The sequence below is a fragment of the Plesiomonas sp. ISS29 genome (genome assembly GCF_056522795.1).
The window spans coordinates 535,488-558,771 of record NZ_JAWRZQ010000001.1 but is presented as its reverse complement, the minus strand read 5'-3'; the positions used below and the strand labels follow the sequence as shown (position 1 = coordinate 558,771).

14 protein-coding genes, 3 rRNA genes and 1 riboswitch are annotated in these 23,284 nt (G+C 50.2%); of the genes, 11 read left to right on the top strand and 6 right to left on the bottom strand.

Translation table 11 applies throughout. The annotated features are described in order from the left end of the window. Positions 1–200 precede the first annotated feature (200 nt). Complete coding sequence (locus AC1HDJ_RS02455; RefSeq protein ID WP_438621813.1) at positions 201–866, top strand: OmpA family lipoprotein; 666 nt, start codon at positions 201–203, stop codon at positions 864–866. 73 nt (positions 867–939) lie between these two features. On the opposite strand, the gene AC1HDJ_RS02450 is transcribed toward AC1HDJ_RS02455, so the two are convergent. After that, positions 940–1,290, bottom strand: a complete 351-nt coding sequence (locus AC1HDJ_RS02450; RefSeq protein WP_479533057.1) for a RidA family protein — start codon at positions 1,288–1,290, stop codon at positions 940–942. Between the two features lie 30 nt (positions 1,291–1,320). Next, complete coding sequence (gene tusA, locus AC1HDJ_RS02445; protein WP_479533055.1) at positions 1,321–1,578, bottom strand: sulfurtransferase TusA; 258 nt, start codon at positions 1,576–1,578, stop codon at positions 1,321–1,323. Between the two features lie 228 nt (positions 1,579–1,806). Here tusA and AC1HDJ_RS02440 point away from each other — a divergent pair, with 228 nt between their 5' ends. Continuing rightward, positions 1,807–1,983, top strand: a complete 177-nt coding sequence (locus AC1HDJ_RS02440; protein WP_479533053.1) for a hypothetical protein — start codon at positions 1,807–1,809, stop codon at positions 1,981–1,983. A 178-nt stretch (positions 1,984–2,161) separates the two neighbouring features. On the opposite strand, the gene fadA is transcribed toward AC1HDJ_RS02440, so the two are convergent. Together fadA and fadB are read right to left on the bottom strand one after the other, a co-directional pair. Beyond that, on the bottom strand, positions 2,162–3,325 hold the full coding sequence (gene fadA / locus AC1HDJ_RS02435; RefSeq protein WP_479533051.1) for an acetyl-CoA C-acyltransferase FadA: 1,164 nt from the start codon (positions 3,323–3,325) through the stop codon (positions 2,162–2,164). 13 nt (positions 3,326–3,338) lie between these two features. Continuing rightward, on the bottom strand, positions 3,339–5,510 hold the full coding sequence (fadB, locus tag AC1HDJ_RS02430; protein WP_479533049.1) for a fatty acid oxidation complex subunit alpha FadB: 2,172 nt from the start codon (positions 5,508–5,510) through the stop codon (positions 3,339–3,341). Positions 5,511–5,780: 270 nt separating this feature from the next. On the opposite strand from fadB, the gene pepQ reads away from it, so the two are divergent. From pepQ to metA, 8 genes are all read left to right on the top strand, one after another. Further along, entirely contained in the window at positions 5,781–7,091 is a 1,311-nt protein-coding gene (gene pepQ, locus AC1HDJ_RS02425; protein WP_479533047.1) for a Xaa-Pro dipeptidase, read from the top strand. A gap of 36 nt (positions 7,092–7,127) precedes the next feature. Further along, positions 7,128–7,742, top strand: coding sequence for an IMPACT family protein (locus AC1HDJ_RS02420; RefSeq protein WP_479533045.1), 615 nt, complete (start codon positions 7,128–7,130; stop codon positions 7,740–7,742). A gap of 35 nt (positions 7,743–7,777) precedes the next feature. Beyond that, complete coding sequence (gene trkH / locus AC1HDJ_RS02415; protein ID WP_479533043.1) at positions 7,778–9,232, top strand: Trk system potassium transporter TrkH; 1,455 nt, start codon at positions 7,778–7,780, stop codon at positions 9,230–9,232. 2 nt (positions 9,233–9,234) lie between these two features. Then, positions 9,235–9,771: a menaquinone-dependent protoporphyrinogen IX dehydrogenase gene (hemG, locus tag AC1HDJ_RS02410; RefSeq protein WP_479533042.1), complete on the top strand. Its 537-nt coding sequence runs from the start codon at positions 9,235–9,237 to the stop codon at positions 9,769–9,771. A 373-nt stretch (positions 9,772–10,144) separates the two neighbouring features. Continuing rightward, positions 10,145–11,687, top strand: a 16S ribosomal RNA gene (locus tag AC1HDJ_RS02405). Positions 11,688–11,879: 192 nt separating this feature from the next. Continuing rightward, positions 11,880–14,786, top strand: a 23S ribosomal RNA gene (locus AC1HDJ_RS02400). A gap of 136 nt (positions 14,787–14,922) precedes the next feature. After that, positions 14,923–15,038: ribosomal RNA gene (gene rrf / locus AC1HDJ_RS02395) — 5S ribosomal RNA — on the top strand. The 16S, 23S and 5S rRNA genes sit together here, the layout of an rRNA operon. 189 nt (positions 15,039–15,227) lie before the next feature. After that, a complete protein-coding gene (gene metA, locus AC1HDJ_RS02390) occupies positions 15,228–16,157 on the top strand; it encodes a homoserine O-succinyltransferase MetA (RefSeq protein ID WP_479533039.1) in 930 nt (309 codons plus the stop codon). Positions 16,158–16,289: 132 nt separating this feature from the next. Here the strand turns inward: metA and AC1HDJ_RS02385 are convergent, their stop codons facing one another. Next, the gene (locus AC1HDJ_RS02385) at positions 16,290–17,603 is read right to left on the bottom strand and encodes a cation:proton antiporter (protein ID WP_479533037.1); all 1,314 of its coding nucleotides are present in this window, start codon (positions 17,601–17,603) and stop codon (positions 16,290–16,292) included. Positions 17,604–17,820: 217 nt separating this feature from the next. On the opposite strand from AC1HDJ_RS02385, the gene metH reads away from it, so the two are divergent. Then, the gene (gene metH, locus AC1HDJ_RS02380) at positions 17,821–21,513 is read left to right on the top strand and encodes a methionine synthase (RefSeq protein WP_479533035.1); all 3,693 of its coding nucleotides are present in this window, start codon (positions 17,821–17,823) and stop codon (positions 21,511–21,513) included. 60 nt (positions 21,514–21,573) lie between these two features. Here metH and lysC read toward each other — a convergent pair whose 3' ends face one another. Continuing rightward, on the bottom strand, positions 21,574–22,926 hold the full coding sequence (gene lysC, locus AC1HDJ_RS02375; protein WP_479536962.1) for a lysine-sensitive aspartokinase 3: 1,353 nt from the start codon (positions 22,924–22,926) through the stop codon (positions 21,574–21,576). A 159-nt stretch (positions 22,927–23,085) separates the two neighbouring features. Then, a riboswitch (Lysine riboswitch) is annotated at positions 23,086–23,255 on the bottom strand. Positions 23,256–23,284 lie beyond the last annotated feature (29 nt).

Below are 23,284 nucleotides of genomic sequence, written 5' to 3'. Positions count from 1 at the left end.
GTCAGAAATTAAGTCTCGAGTATGCCTAAACCCTGTCAAACACCATGTTGATGGGGTTTCTTGCATTAAATAAGTTGCGAAATGCGGGGTGAATTGCTGCAATACGCACGATGAGGCAGGGGCGTGATTCTTAGGCGTCGGTGTTGCTTTTGTTCTGCGCAATGATTGGCGCGGTTAATGGATTTTTTAGGTATTTTAATATGAACAAACGTGTAACGAGTTTAATCGGCGCGCTGTGTATTTCAGTTGCGTTGTCGGGTTGTACTACGGTAAACCCGTATACCAATGAGCAGCAAACCGCCAAGGGCACTACCGGTTCTTTACTGGGAGCGGCTGCGGGTGCACTGATTGGTGTGGCCTCTTCCTCGAAAAAAGATCGCGGTAAAGGTGCGTTGATTGGTGCAGCGGCTGGTGCAGCGCTGGGTGGCGGTATCGGTTACTACATGGATGTGCAAGAAGCGAAGTTGCGTCAGCAACTGCAAGGCACAGGGGTGAGCGTAACGCGTGACGGTAACAACATTGTGCTGAACATGCCAAACAATGTGACGTTTGATACCAACAGCACCAGCTTAAAGCCTGCGGGCATCAACACCCTGAGCGGCGTGGCGATGATCCTTAAAGAGTATGAAAAAACACTGGTTAACGTGGTGGGTTATACCGACAGCACCGGTAAGCGTGCATACAACATGCAGCTATCTGAGCGTCGTGCACAATCTGTTGCATCAAGCCTGATCACCCAAGGTGTTTCTGGTGCGCGTCTGCGTACTTACGGTGCAGGCCCAGACAGCCCTGTTGCCTCAAACAGCAGCGAAAGCGGCCGTGCACAAAACCGCCGTGTAGAGATTACCCTTAGCCCGATTAACTAAGTTATCCGGTTTGAGTGAGTAAAAAAATGCCGACATATTTTGTCGGCATTTTTTATTGTGCAAAGGCAGATTTTTAGCACGTTGCGGCAGTTAGCTGGATCTCAACTTTATACTCAGCATGTGCCAAACGCGCCTGTACACAGGCTCGTACTGGTGCACAGCCATTGGGCAGCCACTGATCCCACACCGCATTAAATGCGGCGATATCTTGGATATCTTGCAGGTAAATGGTCGCCATCAGAATATGTGCCTTGCTTGAGCCCGCTTTTTGCAGCAACAACTCAAGGCTGTTTAGCACCTCAATGCTCTGCTGGTGGATATCAGCATCCAGCGTAGAGGGCACTTCAACGACATACACAGTGCCATTGTGGATCACAAGATCTGACCAGCGGGTGGTGGTGCCAATACGTTCAATAGTACTCATACTCTGTTCAGCCTTCGGTGATAAAAAAGTCTATTCGCCTTGCTTACGGATTAAATACCGGTACGGCAGTACATCGGTATCGGCCTGTAATAACTGGTGATCCATAAAACGGCAAAAGCTAGGAATATCGCGGGTTGTTGCCGGATCATCAGCAATAATCAGCAGTGTTTGCCCAGCCTGCATGGTACGGATTGTTTTTCGCACCATCATCACAGGTTCAGGGCAGCGTAAACCTAAGGCATCGAGCGTGTTATCGGGGTGCTCAGCATTGGAGCTTGGGGTTGTCATACCGCCTCTTTATACAGCCATCATTAACAGTCATTGTGTACGGTCATCATAGTGCGGGAGTCGTCACACCGCGCGGGTATACCGCCTGTTCAGACAAACTAGTTTAATGATGAATTTCGCACTCTCCAACCGTTGATCGAAAAAAATCCGCAAACTGTTAGCTGTGCAATTGCATAAACGGCAATACCCGCTAGGGTAAAGTGACCAACGGTAAAAAAGAGGGCGTGGATGATGTTTACCTATCATGATCGGCTGGCTCTGTATGGCGCACTCGGGTTTATTGCCGGCTGCACTCTCTTACTGCAACTGGTGGAAAACCAGTTTCAACTGCTCTCACTTGCGGCGTTGGCATTGCCAGTTATTGGTGTGGGATTAGAGCAAGTGCGTCGTTGGAATATTCAGTAAATTTGCTGCGCTACGCATCTCCTGAATTATGCATTATCTGAGTAACCCGTTATTTGATAAATATAGTGGGTAATCAGTGGGTAATAAAAAACCGCTATTGCAGATCAACAGCGGTTTTTTTGTGGGATAGAGACGGTGGGATAGAAACGGCGAGATATCCGCACGCTGTTAAGGCAAATTAAACCCGTTCAAATACCGTCGCAATTCCCTGACCTAAACCGATACACATAGTGGCAAGCCCAAATTGCGCATCTTTGGCTTCCATTATATTGATCAGCGTCGTTGAGATTCGTGCCCCCGAGCACCCGAGCGGATGGCCAAGCGCTATCGCACCGCCGTTTAGGTTTACTTTATCGTCCATCACCTCTAGCAGCCCCAAATCTTTGGCGCATGGTAGGCTTTGGGCGGCAAATGCCTCATTTAGCTCAATCACACCCATATCACGGATGTGCAGCCTCGCACGCTGTAGCGCCTTTTGGGTTGCCGGTACTGGGCCATATCCCATAATTGAGGGATCACAACCTGCCACCGCCATCGCCTTCACGCGGGCACGGATCGGCAAGCCTAGCTCACGGGCCTTGCTTTCGCTCATCATCAGCATCGCTGCAGCGCCGTCTGACAGTGCCGAGGATGAACCGGCCGTCACCGTGCCGTTAACCGGATCAAAGGCCGGACGCAGTGCCGCCAGCGATTGGACCGTGGTTTCTGGCCGGATAACCTCATCGTAATCGAACAGCTTCATCACCCCGTCGGCATCGTGGCCGGCCAGCGGTGCAATCTCCGCCTTAAAGCGCCCTTCTAATGTCGCCTGATGCGCCAATTGGTGTGATCGGGCGGCAAATTCATCTTGCATCTCACGGCTGATACCGTGAATTTTCCCGAGCATCTCGGCGGTTAACCCCATCATGCCAGCCGCTTTAGCAACTGACTTTGAAAGCCCCGGATGGAAATCAACCCCGTGCGACATCGGAACATGGCCCATATGCTCAACGCCGCCAATTAAAAACACCTCACCATCACCCACCATGATGGCACGCGCGGCATCGTGAATCGCCTGCATCGATGATCCGCACAAGCGGTTAACGGTAACCGCCCCAACGGAATGCGGAATACCGGCCAGCAGCGCGGCATTACGGGCAATATTGAACCCTTGTTCCAGCGTTTGCTGCACACAGCCCCAGTAGATATCTTCGATACTGCTTGGATTTAGCTGCGGATTACGCGCTAGTAGGCTGTGCATTAAATGTGCCGAGAGATCTTCGGCACGCACATGACGAAATGCCCCGCCTTTTGAACGGCCCATTGGGGTACGCAGGCAGTCAACAATAACAACGTTGTTCATGAGTTTTTCTCCGTTAGGCCTGCGGCAGGCTGTGGCGTGGATAGTAAGTGTCATTGGTGGCCGCTTTCTCGCGCAGACCTGCAGGTACTTGATACAGCGCACCGAGTTCAGCCAGTGAGTCGGCCAGTGCCACATAATTGCGACTACCGAGGCTGTCGAGGTAACGGCATGCCCCGCCACGGAACGGAGGGAAACCTAAACCATAAACCAGAGCCATGTCCGCTTCGGCAGGGCTGGCGATAATTCCCTCTTCCAAGCAACGGATCACCTCATTGATCATTGGGATCATCAGTCGGGCGATAATCTGGTCAGCGGTAAAATCACACTTTTGTGCGCACACTGGAGCCAGCAGTGCATTGGTTTCCGTATCGGCCACTTTTTTCGGTTTACCCTTGGCATCTTGGCTGTATAAGTAAAAGCCTTTACCGCTTTTTTGCCCGAAACGCTGTTCGGTAAACATTACATCAACGGCATCCCGATAATCTTTACTCATGCGCTGTGGGAAACCGGCGGCCATCACCGCTTGAGCGTGGTGTGCAGTATCCATACCCACCACATCGAGCAGATAAGCTGGGCCCATTGGCCACCCGAACTGTTTTTCCATCACCTTATCGATTTGCTGGAAATCAGCGCCATCGCGCAGCAGCAGGCTAAATCCGGCAAAATACGGGAACAGGACGCGGTTAACAAAAAATCCCGGGCAGTCATTGACCACAATCGGGGATTTGCCCATTTTGGCGGCATACGCCACCACTCGGTTGATGGTGTCATCCGAGGTTTTTGTGCCACGAATAATTTCAACCAGCGGCATACGGTGAACCGGATTAAAAAAGTGCATCCCACAAAAGTTTTGCGGGCGTTGCAGGGCGGCAGCCAAGGTATTAATCGGAATAGTCGAGGTATTTGACGCTAAAATGGCCTCTTCACTGATTAAAGACTCCACCTCGCACAGTACCGCTTGTTTGATTTTTGGATTTTCAACCACGGCCTCGACAATAATATCGCTGCGGTCAATACCGTCATAACGCAGGCTCGGCGTAATCGATGCCAGCGTTTTGGCCATGCTTAGGCCACTGATTTTTCCACGCTCAAGCTGCTTATCCAGCAACTTCGCCGCTTCGTTCATGCCCAGCTCAAGTGATTTTTCGCTGATATCCTTCATCAGTACCGGAACGCCTTTCAGCGCCGACTGATAGGCAATACCACCGCCCATAATACCTGCGCCCAATACTGCTGCATGTTCCGTAGGCTTACCGGATTTGGCTGCTTTGCGGGCCAGCCCTTTGATCTGTTGTTCGCTTAAAAATAGCCCGACCAGTGATTTAGCTACTTCAGAGTGCGCTAACGGAATAAAGTGGCGGGTTTCAATTTGCAGCGCCTCGGCACGGGTACAGCGGGCTGCCGCTTCTACCGCACACACCGCAGCCATCGGCGCCGGATAGTGTTTACCGGCAACTTGAGCAACCACTGCTTTGGCGGTGCTAAAGCTCATCGCAGCTTCGGTGCGATTAAGCGGTAACGGCTGTAACTTCACCGCGCGTCTGGCCTGCCAGTCGAGTCGGCCACTGATAGCCTCTTGCAGCATACTCAGCGCCGCGGCATGCAGTTTTTCCGGTGCAACTACCGCATCAAGCATACCGATTTTCAGTGCTTCTTCGGCCCGCAACTCTTTACCTGCGGTGATAAGCTCAAGTGCACTGTCTGCACCAATTAAGCGCGGCAAGCGCACTGAACCGCCAAAGCCGGGCATGATCCCCAGTTTTGTTTCCGGCAGACCCACGCGCGCATTACTGTCGCCAATCCGCAAATCGGTTGCCAGCACGCACTCAAACCCACCGCCCAGCGCAAACCCGTTGACTGCACACACAGTCGGCACCGGCAGGTCTTCTAGCTGATTGAAAATTGCATTGGCACGATCAAGCCACCCGTGCAGCTCATCCGCACTCAGTGTGAATAATCCCAAAAACTCCGTGATATCGGCCCCGACAATAAATGCCTCTTTTGCCGAGGTCAGCAATAGCCCGCGTAGGGTCGGCAGTGAATGTAGGATCTCCATCGCCTCACTGAGACTATTGAGTGTATGGCGGTCGAATTTATTCACTGGCCCGGATTGTGCGGCAAACTGCAACTCAGCAATACCTTCGCTTAGCCAGCGAAGGGTCAGGGTTGGGCTTTGATAAAGCATGGTTCTACTCTCCTGAGCCGGTGTGATATCCGGTGGTATTAGGGTGGTTGATGACGAGTCGTCGTCCTCTGTAAAGCAGTGTGCTGGCAATTTAACAACATTTCAACACTCATTTAAAACATTTGTTTAATTTTATCTTAACAAGTGCATGAAGCGATTCAGGTCGCATTTTTAGTGGAAAGAGGGCGGTGAATGCAGGAACGGCCACAAATTCAGGGGCTGTGATACTATGCAGCGTCTAGTCATTGATGAATAACGAAGGGGCATTCTATGGAACAGGCTTACCGCGCGCATATTGCAGAACTGCAAGCACGTACCCGAACAGTATTGGAGCGTCATCAGCTGCGAGGGCTTCTTATCCACTCTGGCGAACCCATTTATGCCTTTTTGGATGACAACACTTATCCGTTTCGCGTTAACCCGCACTTTAAAGCGTGGGTACCGGTGACCAATGTCACGCACAGCTGGCTACTGGTTGACGGTGACAACAAACCGCAACTGTTCTTTTACGCACCGGTAGATTACTGGCACAGCGTTGAACCGTTGCCAACCGCCTTCTGGACAGAAGAAGTAGAGCTTATCGCCCTGCGCCAGCCAGAAGATATCCTGCAATATCTGCCACAAGAGCGCAGCCACTTAGCCTATATTGGTGCCAGCGAGCAAAAAGCGGCCGATATGGGGATTGGGCATATCAACCCGACCGCGATTTTGAACTTCTTTCACTATCAGCGTGCCTTCAAAACCGATTATGAACTGCACTGTATGCGGGAAGCGCAGAAAATTGCCGTTACCGGACACCGTGCTGCCTACGATGCTTTCATGGCCAACATGAGCGAGTTCGATATAAACCTTGCGTATCTGGCAGCCACCGGTCAGAGCGATAGCGATGTGCCGTACAACAATATCGTGGCGCTAAATCAAAACAGTGCTGTGCTGCATTACACCAGCTTGGCACAAAAAGCACCGGCACGTTCAGACAGCTTTTTACTCGATGCCGGCGCATCGTATAACGGCTATGCCGCCGACATCACCCGCACCTATGCGCGCGAGCAAAATGATTTTGCTGCCCTGATTAGTGATATGCACCAGCAACAGCAAGCACTGATCGCCAGCATTCAGCCGGGCATGCACTATATTGATCTGCATATTCAGATGCATCAGCGCATCGCCGGAATGCTGCGTCAGCACGACATTGTCCGTATGAGCGAAGACACCATGATGGCCGAAGGCGTCACCCGCCCCTTCCTGCCACACGGTTTAGGTCACTTCCTTGGTCTGCAAGTGCACGATGTTGCCGGATTTATGCAAGATGAGCAGGGTACACACCTTGTTGCACCGGCAGAGTATCCAGCCTTGCGCTGTACTCGGCAGCTTGAGCCGCGCATGGTACTGACCATTGAGCCGGGCCTCTACTTTATTGACTCACTGCTCGAACCATGGAAACAGCACCCGCTGGCCGCCAATTTTAACTGGGCGAAAATTGATCAATTGCGCCCATTTGGGGGAATTCGGATTGAAGACAACATCGTGATTACCGAACAGGGTGTTGAAAACCTCACCCGTGATCTGGCACTCAATTAACCGTATTTTATTTTTTATAGATGGCGCACCGTTTTTATGGCGCATTACCCTATTCCCACTCAAACCACCGTGTTTGAAGAGGAGATCAAAAAAAGTCGCTTCATCACCCTGCTGGCACATACCGCAGGCGTTGATGCGGCCAAGCAATTTGTGAATCAAGTGAAAGCCGAACATCCGCAGGCCCGGCATCACTGCTGGGCCTTTGTTGCCGGCAGCCCGCATGACTCACAACAACTGGGCTTCTCCGATGACGGAGAGCCTGCCGGTACGGCCGGCAAACCGATCTTAAGCTGTCTACTCGGCAGCGGCGTTGGTGAGATCACCGCCATTGTAGTGCGCTATTACGGTGGGATAAGGTTGGGAACAGGGGGGCTAGTGCGGGCATACGGCAATGGCCCTCAGCAAGCGCTAAAACTGTTAGTAACGCAAGAGAAAATTGAACGTAAACACTACCGTCTGGTGTGTGATTACACACTGCTTAGCACCATTGAAAATATGCTACCCGACTATCAGGGTGAAAAAATAGAGAGTGAGTTTACCGAACAGGTGACATTAACACTCGCCTTACCGATTGAGAGCGTAGCGGCTTTTTCCGCTACGCTTAAAGATCGCTCTCGCGGTAGCGTTATCCTGCAGGCATTGCCTGAATAATCACCGTTTAGTTTAGCTCGAAGGATTGCTGTTACATGCAGTTTCGCTCTATCACCCGTATTGTTGGCATGCTGATCATGCTATTTTCCGTCACCATGTTTGTTCCGGCACTGGTGGCGCTGCTCTATCGCGATGGCGCAGGCACCGCGTTTACCAAAACGTTTATTGCTGCACTGGTCATTGGCGCACTGTTGTGGTTTCCAAATCGCCATGATAAACACGATCTTAAATCACGTGATGGCTTCATTATTGTCGTCTTATTCTGGACAGTGCTTGGCAGTGTCGGGGCTCTGCCCTTTATTTTTGCCAATGAACTGCCCATCTCACTGACCGATGCCTTCTTTGAATCCTTCTCCGGCCTGACGACCACCGGTGCAACCGTCATTGTTGGTCTAGATAACCTGCCCAAAGCCCTGCTGTTTTATCGGCAAATGCTGCAATGGCTTGGCGGCATGGGGATTATCGTCCTTGCCGTTGCCATTCTTCCTTTATTAGGGATAGGCGGCATGCAGCTGTATCGCGCCGAAATGCCCGGGCCACAAAAAGATCATAAAATGCGCCCCCGCATCGCGGAAACAGCCAAAACACTCTGGTTTATCTATGTATCACTCACCATCGCTTGTGCCCTTGCATTCTGGGGGGCGGGAATGAGTGTCTTTGATGCCATCAGCCACAGCTTTGCTACCATCGCCATTGGCGGCTTCTCTACCCACGATGCCAGCATTGGCTACTTTAACAGCCCGCTGATCAACATTATTACCGCCGTTTTCCTGATTATCGCCGGTTGTAACTTTGCCCTGCACTTCTCCGCCCTGACGAGTCGCACCCCGTGGCGTCACTACTGGCGAGATCCGGAATGCCGTTTTTTCCTGTTTGTACAGCTCAGCCTAACCCTGATCTGCTTTTGGGTGTTATTTGATCGCAACGTATACGACAACGCATGGCTGGCACTGGATAACGCCTTCTTTCAAGCGGTCTCCATCAGCACCACCGCCGGTTTTTCTACTGCCAGCTTTGCTGACTGGCCCTCTTTCCTGCCAATTTTACTGCTGTTCTCCTCCTTTATAGGTGGTTGTGCCGGATCAACCGGTGGCGGCTTAAAAGTTATCCGTATTTTGCTTCTTTACTTACAAGGGAATCGAGAACTGAAACGGCTGGTGCACCCTAACGCTGTATATGCCATCAAACTCAGCCGTCGCGCGCTGCCTGAGCGCATTATAGAAGGTGTGTGGGGGTTCTTTTCTGCCTATACACTGGTCTTTATTGTTTGCATGATTGCCGTTATCGCCACCGGTGTTGATGAACTCACCGCCTTTTCCGCCGTCGTGGCCAGCCTTAACAACCTTGGCCCCGGGCTTGGGCTCGTTGCCCCGCACTTTGCCGATTTGAATGCCAGCGCCAAATGGATATTGATTGTCGCCATGTTATTTGGTCGACTAGAAGTCTTCACCTTACTGGTTCTATTTACTCCTACTTTCTGGAAAAACTGATCATGGCCGATACCTTGTTACTGCTGTACTCCAGTACTGACGGACAAACCCAGCGCATCATGGCGAATATTGCTGCCACACTCAGCCCCGCATCGGTAGAGCTGCGTGATATACAGCAACCCTTCACACCGCAATGGGATAACTACCGCGCCGTTCTAATTGGTGCCTCCATCCGTTACGGGCATTTCAACCCCGCAGTCGAACAATTTATCGGGCAGCACCAGCAAACACTCAACTCCCGGCCCAGCGCTTTTTTTGGTGTAAACCTCACAGCCCGTAAAGAGGGAAAAAATACACCAGAAACCAATGCCTATATAAAGAAGTTCCTACAACGCTCCCCGTGGAAACCGAAACTTGCCGCCGTTTTTGCCGGCGCACTCTACTACCCACGTTATAAATGGTTCGACCGCATCATGATCCAACTCATCATGCGCATTACCGGTGGTGAAACTGATACCAGCAAAGAAATTGAATACACTAATTGGGATAAAGTGAAAGAATTCGCTCAACAATTCAGCGAATTAGCACGCTTAAAATAGCAAAACAGCCTTTTTTTACGGGAAGTGGTTAAAAATAACGCGAACGCGTTATTTTTTCATATTATCCCTTGCACCCAACTCAAAACGCCCTATAATGCGACCCCACTGACACGGCAACTGTGATGCAAATCACTGAAAGCCAAGCAGTAAAGAATAAAATGCTTTTAAGGAATGTGAAAAACAGACCTTGACAGCCAAAGGGAAATGCGGAATAATGCGCGCCCTGTCAACGTGAAAGCGCTGGCACTGCTCTTTAAAAAATTAATCAGACAATCTGTGTGGGCACTCGTTGAAGACGCTGACTATCCAAAAGATACTTAGTTAAACGAGTGACTGACAATTTATTTGCTAGTTATTTCGAGCGACAAACTTTAAATTGAAGAGTTTGATCATGGCTCAGATTGAACGCTGGCGGCAGGCCTAACACATGCAAGTCGAGCGGTAGCACAAAGAAGCTTGCTTCTTGGGTGACGAGCGGCGGACGGGTGAGTAATGCCTGGGGATCTGCCCGATAGAGGGGGATAACTACGGGAAACTGTAGCTAATACCGCATAACGTCTACGGACCAAAGTGGGGGCTCTTCGGACCTCATGCTATCGGATGAACCCAGGTGGGATTAGCTAGTTGGTGGGGTAATGGCTCACCAAGGCGACGATCTCTAACTGGTTTGAGAGAATGACCAGTCACACTGGAACTGAGACACGGTCCAGACTCCTACGGGAGGCAGCAGTGGGGAATATTGCACAATGGGGGAAACCCTGATGCAGCCATGCCGCGTGTGTGAAGAAGGCCTTCGGGTTGTAAAGCACTTTCAGCGAGGAGGAAAGGGAGCAGCTTAATACGCTGTTGCTATGACGTTACTCGCAGAAGAAGCACCGGCTAACTCCGTGCCAGCAGCCGCGGTAATACGGAGGGTGCAAGCGTTAATCGGAATTACTGGGCGTAAAGCGCACGCAGGCGGTTTGTTAAGTCAGATGTGAAATCCCCGCGCTCAACGTGGGAACTGCATTTGAAACTGGCAAGCTAGAGTCTTGTAGAGGGGGGTAGAATTCCAGGTGTAGCGGTGAAATGCGTAGAGATCTGGAGGAATACCGGTGGCGAAGGCGGCCCCCTGGACAAAGACTGACGCTCAGGTGCGAAAGCGTGGGGAGCAAACAGGATTAGATACCCTGGTAGTCCACGCTGTAAACGATGTCGATTTGGAGGTTGTGCCCTTGAGGCGTGGCTTCCGGAGCTAACGCGTTAAATCGACCGCCTGGGGAGTACGGCCGCAAGGTTAAAACTCAAATGAATTGACGGGGGCCCGCACAAGCGGTGGAGCATGTGGTTTAATTCGATGCAACGCGAAGAACCTTACCTACTCTTGACATCCAGAGAATCCTGCAGAGATGCGGGAGTGCCTTCGGGAGCTCTGAGACAGGTGCTGCATGGCTGTCGTCAGCTCGTGTTGTGAAATGTTGGGTTAAGTCCCGCAACGAGCGCAACCCTTATCCTTTGTTGCCAGCGCGTAATGGCGGGAACTCAAAGGAGACTGCCGGTGATAAACCGGAGGAAGGTGGGGATGACGTCAAGTCATCATGGCCCTTACGAGTAGGGCTACACACGTGCTACAATGGCATATACAAAGGGCGGCAAGCTAGCGATAGTGAGCGAATCCCATAAAGTATGTCGTAGTCCGGATTGGAGTCTGCAACTCGACTCCATGAAGTCGGAATCGCTAGTAATCGTAGATCAGAATGCTACGGTGAATACGTTCCCGGGCCTTGTACACACCGCCCGTCACACCATGGGAGTGGGTTGCAAAAGAAGTAGGTAGCTTAACCTTCGGGGGGGCGCTTACCACTTTGTGATTCATGACTGGGGTGAAGTCGTAACAAGGTAACCGTAGGGGAACCTGCGGTTGGATCACCTCCTTACCTGCGATACCAGCCTTTGGCTGAGTGCTCACACAGATTGTTTGTTTGTCTTTGCGAAAGCGAAGAGAAAGCTCTTTAAAAATTTGGAAACAAGCTGATAAATAACTGAAGTTCTTAAGAACAAGCGTCTTGAGAAACTGGCATATGACCAGTTTAGTACTTTCATCAATCTGAAATAATTTTGGGTTGTATGGTTAAGTGACTAAGCGTACACGGTGGATGCCTTGGCAGTCAGAGGCGATGAAGGACGTGCTACCCTGCGAAAAGGGTTGGTGAGCTGGGATGAAGCGCTATTAACCAACCATGTCCGAATGGGGAAACCCACCTAAGATAACTTAGGTATCGTTAAGTGAATACATAGCTTAACGAGGCGAACCGGGAGAACTGAAACATCTAAGTACCCCGAGGAAAAGAAATCAACCGAGATTCCGTTAGTAGCGGCGAGCGAACGCGGAGCAGCCCAGAGTCAACATCAGCCAGTGTGTTAATGGAACGGCCTGGAAAGGCCGGCGATACAGGGTGATAGCCCCGTACATGAAAGTGCACTGGTTGTGAGCTCGATGAGTAAGACGGGACACGTGGTATCCTGTTTGAAGATGGGGGGACCATCCTCCAAGGCTAAATACTCCTGACTGACCGATAGCGAACCAGTACCGTGAGGGAAAGGCGAAAAGAACCCCTGTGAGGGGAGTGAAATAGAACCTGAAACCGTGTACGTACAAGCAGTAGGAGCACCTTCGTGGTGTGACTGCGTACCTTTTGTATAATGGGTCAGCGACTTATATTCTGTAGCAAGGTTAACCGAATAGGGGAGCCGTAGGGAAACCGAGTCTTAATAGGGCGCTTTAGTTGCAGGGTATAGACCCGAAACCCGGTGATCTAGCCATGGGCAGGTTGAAGGTTGGGTAACACTAACTGGAGGACCGAACCGACTAATGTTGAAAAATTAGCGGATGACTTGTGGCTGGGGGTGAAAGGCCAATCAAACCGGGAGATAGCTGGTTCTCCCCGAAAGCTATTTAGGTAGCGCCTCGGACGAATACCTACGGGGGTAGAGCACTGTTTGGGCTAGGGGGTCATCCCGACTTACCAACCCCATGCAAACTCCGAATACCGTAGAGTACTATCCGGGAGACACACGGCGGGTGCTAACGTCCGTCGTGAAGAGGGAAACAACCCAGACCGCCAGCTAAGGTCCCAAAGTCATGGTTAAGTGGGAAACGATGTGGGAAGGCTCAGACAGCTAGGATGTTGGCTTAGAAGCAGCCATCATTTAAAGAAAGCGTAATAGCTCACTAGTCGAGTCGGCCTGCGCGGAAGATTTAACGGGGCTAAACCATGCACCGAAGCTGCGGCAATGACGTTTAGGCGTTATTGGGTAGGGGAGCGTTCTGTAAGCGGTAGAAGGTGTGCTGTGAGGCATGCTGGACGTATCAGAAGTGCGAATGCTGACATAAGTAACGATAAGGGGAGTGAAAAACTCCCCCGCCGGAAGACCAAGGGTTCCTGTTCAACGTTAATCGGAGCAGGGTGAGTCGACCCCTAAGGCGAGGCTGAAAAGCGTAGTCGATGGGAAACGGGTTAATATTCCCGTACTTGTGGTGACTGCGAAGGGGGGACGGAGAAAGTTAGGCTATCCGGGCGACGGTTGTCCCGGTTTAAGCGTGAAGGTGGGAAGACTAGGTAAATCCGGTTTTCTGCATAACACTGAGGCGTGATGACGAAGCACTACGGTGCTGAAGTAGCTGATACTACGCTTCCAGGAAAAGCCTCTAAGCATCAGGTCACCAGAAATCGTACCCCAAACCGACACAGGTGGTCAGGTAGAGAATACTCAGGCGCTTGAGAGAACTCGGGTGAAGGAACTAGGCAAAATGGTGCCGTAACTTCGGGAGAAGGCACGCTGACGGTAGGTGAAGTCCCTTGCGGATGGAGCTGAAGTTAGTCGAAGATACCAGCTGGCTGCAACTGTTTATTAAAAACACAGCACTGTGCAAACACGAAAGTGGACGTATACGGTGTGACGCCTGCCCGGTGCCGGAAGGTTAATTGATGGGGTTAGCGCAAGCGAAGCTCTTGATCGAAGCCCCGGTAAACGGCGGCCGTAACTATAACGGTCCTAAGGTAGCGAAATTCCTTGTCGGGTAAGTTCCGACCTGCACGAATGGCGTAATGATGGCCAGGCTGTCTCCACCCGAGACTCAGTGAAATTGAAATCGCTGTGAAGATGCAGTGTACCCGCGGCAAGACGGAAAGACCCCGTGAACCTTTACTATAGCTTGACACTGAATATTGAGCCTTGATGTGTAGGATAGGTGGGAGGCATTGAAACGTGAACGCCAGTTTGCGTGGAGCCGACCTTGAAATACCACCCTTTAATGTTTGATGTTCTAACGTGGTCCCGTAATCCGGGATGCGGACAGTGTCTGGTGGGTAGTTTGACTGGGGCGGTCTCCTCCTAAAGAGTAACGGAGGAGCACGAAGGTTGGCTAATCCTGGTCGGACATCAGGAGGTTAGTGCAATGGCATAAGCCAGCTTAACTGCGAGACGGACAGGTCGAGCAGATACGAAAGTAGGTCATAGTGATCCGGTGGTTCTGCATGGAAGGGCCATCGCTCAACGGATAAAAGGTACTCCGGGGATAACAGGCTGATACCGCCCAAGAGTTCATATCGACGGCGGTGTTTGGCACCTCGATGTCGGCTCATCACATCCTGGGGCTGAAGTTGGTCCCAAGGGTATGGCTGTTCGCCATTTAAAGTGGTACGCGAGCTGGGTTTAGAACGTCGTGAGACAGTTCGGTCCCTATCTGTCGTGGGCGTTGGATGATTGAGGGGGGCTGCTCCTAGTACGAGAGGACCGGAGTGGACGTATCTCTGGTGTTCCGGTTGTCACGCCAGTGGCATTGCCGGGTAGCTAAATACGGAAGAGATAAGCGCTGAAAGCATCTAAGCGCGAAACTTGCCCCGAGATGAGTCATCCCTGAGGCCTAGAGCCTCCTAAAGGGTTGTTGGAGACTACGACGTAGATAGGCAGGGTGTGTAAGCGTAGCGATACGTTGAGCTAACCTGTACTAATTGCCCGTGAGGCTTAACCATACAACGCCAAAGTTATGTTGGACGATGAAAGTCCGAGACGATGTTTTTGAGAGCAAAACAGAATTTATCAGTGCGTTTTCAGATTTAGCGTAATGGCCATGAGATGGCGGTTATGTAAATAGAATACAAGAATTTGCCTGGCGGCGATAGCGCGGTGGTCCCACCTGACCCCATGCCGAACTCAGCAGTGAAACGCCGTAGCGCCGATGGTAGTGTGGGGTCTCCCCATGCGAGAGTAGGGAACTGCCAGGCATCAAATAAGTAAAAAGCCCATCCGAAAGGATGGGCTTTTTGCGTTGTTGTGTTTGGGGATTTTAGTCGGCTGGTAAGTTGGGTATTTGGATAAAGGACAGTTTTTGGCTGGATCTTGAATAAAAAGCGCATTATTATGGATTTCTAGATGTCTAAACGTTTATATGGATATAACGAGAGGTCGATTGAATGCCTATCCGTATTCCCGATGAGTTACCTGCAGCTCAGGTGTTACGTCAGGAAAATATCTTTGTCATGCCTGAATCGCGTGCTGTGCATCAAGATATTCGGCCACTGAATGTATTGATCCTCAATTTAATGCCTAAGAAAATTGAGACAGAAAACCAGTTTTTACGTTTACTCTCTAACTCCTCTCTGCAGCTAAATATTGAGCTACTACGCATTGATCATCGTCCTAGCCATAACACACCGCATGAGCATTTAGATCTGTTTTACCGTAGTTTTAGCCAGATTGCGGATAAAAATTATGATGGCTTAATTGTTACCGGCGCTCCGCTGGGACGAGTTGAATTTGCTGATGTGGCGTATTGGGATCAAATTCGAACATTGATTGAGTGGTCAAAAACCCATGTTACATCCACATTGTTTGTTTGTTGGGCGGTTCAGGCTGCGTTGAACGTGCTGTTTGGATTACCGAAGATTACGCGTGAAGAGAAGTTGTCGGGTGTATATCAGCATGAGGTGCTTGATCCACTCGCGCCTTTAACACGTGGATTTGATGAGTTTTTTTTAGCACCACACTCGCGCTATGCTGATTTTCCTGAGCAAATAATTCGTCAATATACTGATTTACATCTGTTATCCCGCTCTGAGCAGGCAGGGGCTTATCTGTTGGCAAGCCATGATCGGCGGCAGGTATTTGTAACTGGGCATGCTGAATATGATACGTTGACTCTGGCGGGTGAGTATCAGCGTGATTTGGCTGAGGGCTTATCGCCAAAGATCCCAGTGAATTACTTTCCTGATAATAATCCGATGAATCGCCCGATGGCGACCTGGCGTAGTCATGGTCATTTGTTGTTCAGTAACTGGCTCAATTACTGTGTGTACCAAATTACGCCGTATGATTTGCGTGTGATGAAACCGACACTGGAGTAAGGGTTAGTACCGAGGGGATTAGTGCGTCTGAATGGTTATTTGGCTGATATCCTACAATAAATATCTTATAAAAAAAGGGCTCTTAGAGCCCTTAGTTTTGTAATGAATGCATAGAATGTGGCGATCAATTGCTTAGTGATGAGGTTCTATATTTGGGTGTTTGTGCTCTTTTTTGGAAGGCTCAACACTTTTTGATTTAATGATCATACGCTCAATGGATGAGCCTTGAATTAAAATCGAGAATAGAACCACGGCATAGGTCATCACCAAAATGAGATCACGGACATCAGTGTGAGTTCCGGCGACAAAGGCCGTTCCTGCCGGAATGGATAGGGCCATGGCAAGAGCCAAACCACCGCGTAGGCCGCCCCAAGTCAATATTTTCAGGGTGTATGGGTTGTAAGTGCGAAACCGGCGGAAGGCGATAAAAGGTACAGCAACGCTGATGTAACGCGCAAGCAGACAGACCGGAATAGCCAGCAGCATCAATAACATACCTTGTGGGGTTAAATCGATCAGCAGTAAACACAGGCCAATCAGCAGGAACAACAGCGCATTAAGAAAGTGGTCGATCATCTCCCAGAAGTGGTCCATATAACGGGAACTTTGCTCGGAAAACCCCTGATAACGTGTCCAGTTACCGACCATGATACCGGCAACAACCATGGCCAGCGCGCCCGAAACACCGAGCATATTAGCTAGCGCAAAGCCAGCAGTAGGAACGAGTAGGGTAATTAATTGCTCTAGGCTACCATCATCAGTAGCGCAGATCAGCAGGTGTGCGATATAGCCAATCACCAAGCCGTATACTATCCCGCCAAGTGCTTCGTGTAAAAATACTTCAGAAACATCAAAGAATGTTGGCGAGCGCCCGCCAAATGAAACGGCGAAAATGGTGACAAAAATAACCAACCCAACCCCGTCATTAAACAGCGATTCCCCTTCCACTTGCATGGAAACTCGGCGCGGTGCATTGAGTTTTTTGATGATCGCTAAAACAGCGATAGGGTCGGTAGGGGAAATTAATGCACCAAACAGCAAACAGTGGATAAATGCCATGTTGATACCAATCAGATGGGTGATGCCATAAGTGGCAAACCCGATCAGAAAGGTCGAAAACAGGGTTGAAAAGAGCGCCAGTACGGTGATTTCCCACTTTTGGTCTTTAAGTACTGGAAGTTTTATACCCAGAGCGCCAGCAAAGAGCAAGAAGCCTAAAATCCCTTTTAGTAGGAAGTTTTGGAAATCGATCTTTTCTACAATGCCTTGCGCAATGCTTTCAAGATTAAACCAGCCAAAATGTCCGGCAATAATCAGGATTAACGAGCAGAGTAGCGCGCCCGCAGTAATGGCGATAGTTGTCTGAACTTTACTGATGAATTGATTTAAATAGGCAATCATAATCGCGATAGCGGCTAGAAAGCACAAGGTGTAATAAACACTCATAAAACCCTCAAAATATGTGTTCGATAGATAATTTGCTCGTTATAGGTGCGGTTACTGTGGGTAATTATCCTATGATATGAGGTTTAGGTAATGGATTATTTTTATATGAATGTTAAACGTGGATAAATAGCTCGGTGACTTTAGCCATCTAGATTTCTAATTGTTGTAATTATGGTAGGATGTTGTGAAGCCGTAGCAAGGAATGCAAGAGGGAATCATGGTAGAGCCACGCGTATTAAGCAGCTTAGAACAGCAGTTAGCCAAGCGAATTTTGATTATTGATGGTGGTATGGGCACCATGATCCAGCAGTATCGGTTACAAGAGGCCGATTATCGCGGAGCACGGTTTGCTGATTGGCCTAGTGATCTGAAAGGCAACAATGATCTGCTGGTATTAACCAATCCGAGTGTGATTTCAGCCATCCACGATGCCTATCTTGAGGCCGGTGCGGATATTTTAGAGACCAATACCTTCAACTCAACGTCGATTGCGATGGCCGATTACCAGATGGAATCACTGGCGGCTGAGATGAACTATGTTGGTGCAAAATTAGCACGGGCCTCTGCCGATGCGTGGAGTTCCAAAACTCCAGAGAAACCACGGTATGTGGCCGGTGTTTTAGGGCCAACGAACCGCACCGCGTCTATCTCGCCAGATGTTAATGATCCTGGCTTTCGTAATACCTCGTTTGATCAATTGGTTGTCTCCTATCAAGAGGCGACTCGTGCGTTGCTACGAGGCGGTGTTGATCTGATTATGATCGAAACCATTTTTGATACTTTGAATGCAAAAGCGGCCGCATTTGCCGTTGAGTCAGTATTTGATGAGGTGGGTTACCGTTTACCGATTATGATTTCGGGTACGATCACCGATGCGTCAGGCCGAACGCTGTCAGGGCAGACAACGGAGGCATTTTATAATGCCATGCGCCATGTGCAGCCGCTCTCGTTTGGGCTTAACTGTGCGCTCGGGCCGGATGAGCTTCGCCAGTATGTGGCTGAACTATCAAGAATTTCTGAATGTTATGTTTCAGCGCACCCGAATGCTGGCCTGCCAAATGCGTTTGGCGAGTATGATTTAGGCCCAACGGAGATGGCTGAGCATATTCGTGAATGGGCTCAAAGTGGTTTTTTGAATATGGTGGGGGGCTGTTGTGGTACAACGCCCGCCCATATTGCTGCCATGGTTTTAGCCGTTGAAGGGCTTGCACCTCGCCCACTACCTGTTTTGCCGGTGGCCTGCCGTTTATCGGGTTTAGAGCCTTATGCTATTGATCCAAAAACACTCTTTGTGAATGTGGGTGAACGCACGAATGTTACTGGTTCAGCAAAATTTAAGCGCCTGATTAAAGATGAAAAATATGATGAAGCGTTAGATGTGGCCCGCCAACAGGTTGAGAGCGGAGCCCAGATCATCGATATCAACATGGATGAAGGCATGCTCGATGCTGAAAAAGCCATGGTGCGTTTTTTGAATCTGATCGCTTCTGAACCTGATATTGCCCGTGTTCCAGTGATGATTGATTCGTCAAAGTGGGAGGTGATTGAGGCCGGATTAAAATGTGTTCAGGGAAAAGGGATTGTTAACTCAATTTCGATGAAAGAGGGCGAGGAGAAATTTCTGGCGCAGGCGCGTTTGGTGCGCCGTTATGGTGCGGCGGTGGTGGTGATGGCGTTTGATGAAGCCGGACAAGCCGATACCCGTGCCCGTAAATTTGAGATTTGCCAGCGTGCTTATCAGTTGCTCACTGAGCAGATTGGCTTTCCACCTGAAGATATTATTTTTGACCCGAACATTTTTGCTATTGCCACCGGTATTGAAGAGCACAATAACTATGCGGTTGATTTTATTGAGGCTTGCGCCGATATCAAACAGCATTTGCCGCATGCGTTAATCTCCGGCGGTGTATCGAATGTGTCGTTTTCGTTTCGTGGCAATGATGCGGTGCGTGAAGCCATTCATGCGGTGTTCTTGTATTACGCTATTCGTAATGGCATGGATATGGGCATTGTAAATGCCGGTCAGTTGGCTATTTATGATGATTTACCGCGTGAACTGCGCGATGCGGTGGAAGATGTGGTGCTCAATCGCCGCGCTGACAGTACCGATAATTTGCTGACGTTGGCGGAAAAATACCGTGCTGCAAAAAATGGGGAAGTTGAGGATAAGCAGGCCGCAGAGTGGCGCAGTTGGTCAGTGAGTAAGCGGCTTGAGTATGCGCTGGTGAAAGGTGTCACCGAGTTTATTGAGCAAGATACTGAAGCGGCCCGGCAAGAGGCTGAAAAACCACTGCATGTGATTGAAGGCCCACTAATGGCCGGCATGAACGTAGTGGGTGATCTGTTCGGGGAAGGCAAAATGTTTTTGCCGCAGGTGGTTAAATCTGCGCGGGTGATGAAGCAGGCGGTGGCCTATTTAGAACCCTATATTCAAGCCTCAAAACAGCAGGGGTCTTCGGCGGGTAAAATCTTACTGGCGACCGTAAAGGGGGATGTGCATGATATCGGCAAGAATATTGTCGGGGTGGTTTTACAGTGTAATAACTATGAAATCATAGATTTAGGTGTGATGGTCTCGTGTGAGAAAATCCTCAAAACCGCCCGTGAACAGAATGTAGATATTATTGGCCTGTCTGGATTAATCACCCCTTCGCTCGATGAAATGGTGCATGTTGCCAAAGAGATGCAGCGTCAGGGCTTTACCGTGCCGCTACTGATTGGCGGGGCGACCACTTCAAAAGCCCATACTGCGGTAAAAATTGAGCAAAACTACAGCGGCCCAACAACCTATGTACAAAATGCTTCACGTACGGTCGGGGTCTGCTCTGCACTGTTGTCTGAAACACAAAAAGAGGATTTTGTTGCGCGCACTCGCCGTGAATACGAGCAGGTACGGGCACAGTTTGCCCGTAAAAAGCCGCGTACACCGCCGATTACTTTGGTACAAGCGCGTGCCAATGCGGTAAAAATCGATTGGGAAAATTACCAGCCACCGGTGCCAAAACAGCTAGGTGTACGTGAAGTGGCTGCAGATATCAGCACGTTGCGCGAATATATTGATTGGACTCCGTTTTTCATGACCTGGTCTTTGGCCGGAAAGTATCCGCAGATTTTGCAGGATGAGGTGGTGGGTGAGGCCGCACAAAATGTGTTTGACGATGCCAACGCAATGCTCGATCAGTTGGCCGCAGATCGGACCTTGCAACCGCGTGGTGTGATGGGGCTGTTTGCTGCTAACAGTATTGATGATGATGTGGTTATTTATGCCGATGATAGCCGTCAACAAGTACTAGCAGTTAGCCACCATCTGCGCCAGCAGACCGAAAAAAGCGAGTTTCCCAATTACTGTTTGAGTGATTTTATCGCACCAAAATCCAGCGGAAAAGCGGACTATTACGGCGCATTTGCCGTCACTGGGGGGCTAGAAGAGCATGATTTGGCTGATGCGTTTGATGTAAAGCAAGATGATTACAATAAAATTATGGTGAAGGCGATAGCCGATCGGTTAGCAGAGGCGTTTGCTGAATATTTACATCAGCAGGTGCGCCAATCTTTCTGGGGGTATGCGCCTGATGAGCAGCTCAGCAATGATGAGCTGATCCGTGAAAACTATCAGGGGATCAGGCCTGCACCGGGCTATGCGGCCTGCCCTGAGCACACCGAAAAATCCGCTATCTGGTCATTGTTACAGGTTGAGGAACGTATTGGAATGCGTCTAACGGAATCCTATGCCATGTGGCCTGGGGCTTCGGTATCGGGCTGGTATTTTAGTCATCCTGACAGTAAATATTTTGCGGTGGCGCAGGTACAGCGTGATCAGATCCAGGACTATGCAGCCCGTAAAGGTATGTCGGTGGCGGAAACAGAACGCTGGCTGACGCCTAATTTGGGTTACGATCCGGAAGATTAAGGTGAGATTTGCTGCGGGTGCTGTGTTGTTGCACCCGCAAGGCGGTGGTCATGCCGACTATCACTGCTCTAATAACCGCTGGTGCAGTATTTGCACCACGCGGTCGGCATCAGAACCTCGCGTTAACAGGCATAAATTGTGGGCGCTTGCACCATAACTGATCATGCGGATATTCACGTTACTCAGCGCATCAAAAATCTGCTTACCGGCACCCGCGGTTTGGCTCATCTGATTGCCGATTAGCGCGACCAGTGCTAAATCGTGTTCTACCTCCACACGGCACAATTGGCTTAAGGCCTCGAGCAGTGAGTCGGTCAGTAAACTTGCGCCGGAAGAGGCCGAGCCGGTTTTATCCAACGTGAGGGCTATACTGACTTCCGAGGTGGTGATCAGATCAACTGATATTTTGTGCTGAGCTAGAATATTGAAGACTTCGGCTAAAAAACCCTGCGCATGCAGCATACTCAGGCTGTGTAGTGTCAGTAGGATCTGATCGCGGCGTACGGCCAGCGCCCGAAACAGCGGTTTTTGTTTGGCATTACGCGTAACCCACGTGCCACCGGCTTTTGGATCTTTGCTTGAGCCGACAAATACTGGAATATCACTGCGCACGGCCGGAAGTAGCGTGGCTGGATGCAAAATTTTAGCGCCAAAGGTGGCCATTTCCGAGGCTTCAGAAAAACTGATTTCATCAATACGAGTGGCTTGCTGCACTATCCGCGGATCGGTGGTGTAGATACCGTCAACATCAGTCCAGATAATCAGGCTATCTGCGCGCAGAGCCTCGGCCAGCAGTGCTGCACTGTAATCACTGCCGCCACGGCCAAGGGTGGTGGTTTTATTGTGCGCATCAGCGCCGATAAACCCTTGGGTGATGATAATGCTATCGGCCAGATGCGGCATGATAAGCTGCTCACTCAGGCGTGCAGTTTCGGCAATGTTCGGTGTTGCGCGGCCAAAGTGGCTGTCGGTGCGCAGCACTTTGCGGATATCCACCCATATCGCCTTGATACCACGCTGAGTCAGCAGCTCAGTAAACAGTAGCGTTGACATCAGTTCACCGTGACTAATTAACTGATCGGTCAGTGCGGGTGATGTCGCAAGGCTGGCCGCCTCTGCCAGTGCGCTGATGCTTTCAAGCATATGATGAATGGCGTTGACCGTTGCCGGCGGATTACCTAAATCACGTAAAATGGCGTGCTGAATTTGGCGAACTTCATTGAGGTAATCAACCCGTTGGTCAGCATCACAGCCATTGGCTAGCGCGACCAGTAAATTGGTGACACCTGCCGAGGCAGAAAGCACGACAACTTTAGTTTGTCGATCATCTAAAACTATATCGGCACAGCGGCACATGGCCGGATGGTTGGCGACACTCGTTCCGCCAAATTTGGCAACAGTCAGATAAGACATCATGAAAATTCCTCGTGACCTCGAAAATAGTCCTTACGTTCTTGGCACGTAGCCCGCAGAACCGAGAAGGGGTAAAGCAAGCAGCGGGAGTCGCAAATGCGAACGGAATTTAGCCAAAAATCCGGGGAGTAAGATACCCAAATACCGATGAAAATTCCTGCACCCAGAAGCGCTCCACCGATAACGGTGACAGCCCGGAGGATTCAGCCCCCGTAGCCGATCATGTTGCATCCGCAGCAACACAATCTCGGCATACACTCCCCTTGCGGATACTCATTGACTGCGGCGTCTGTTACCCGTTACCTGAATGATGCACCTCTTCTGGCCTGCTTACCCTCAATCCATATACGGTGGCAAG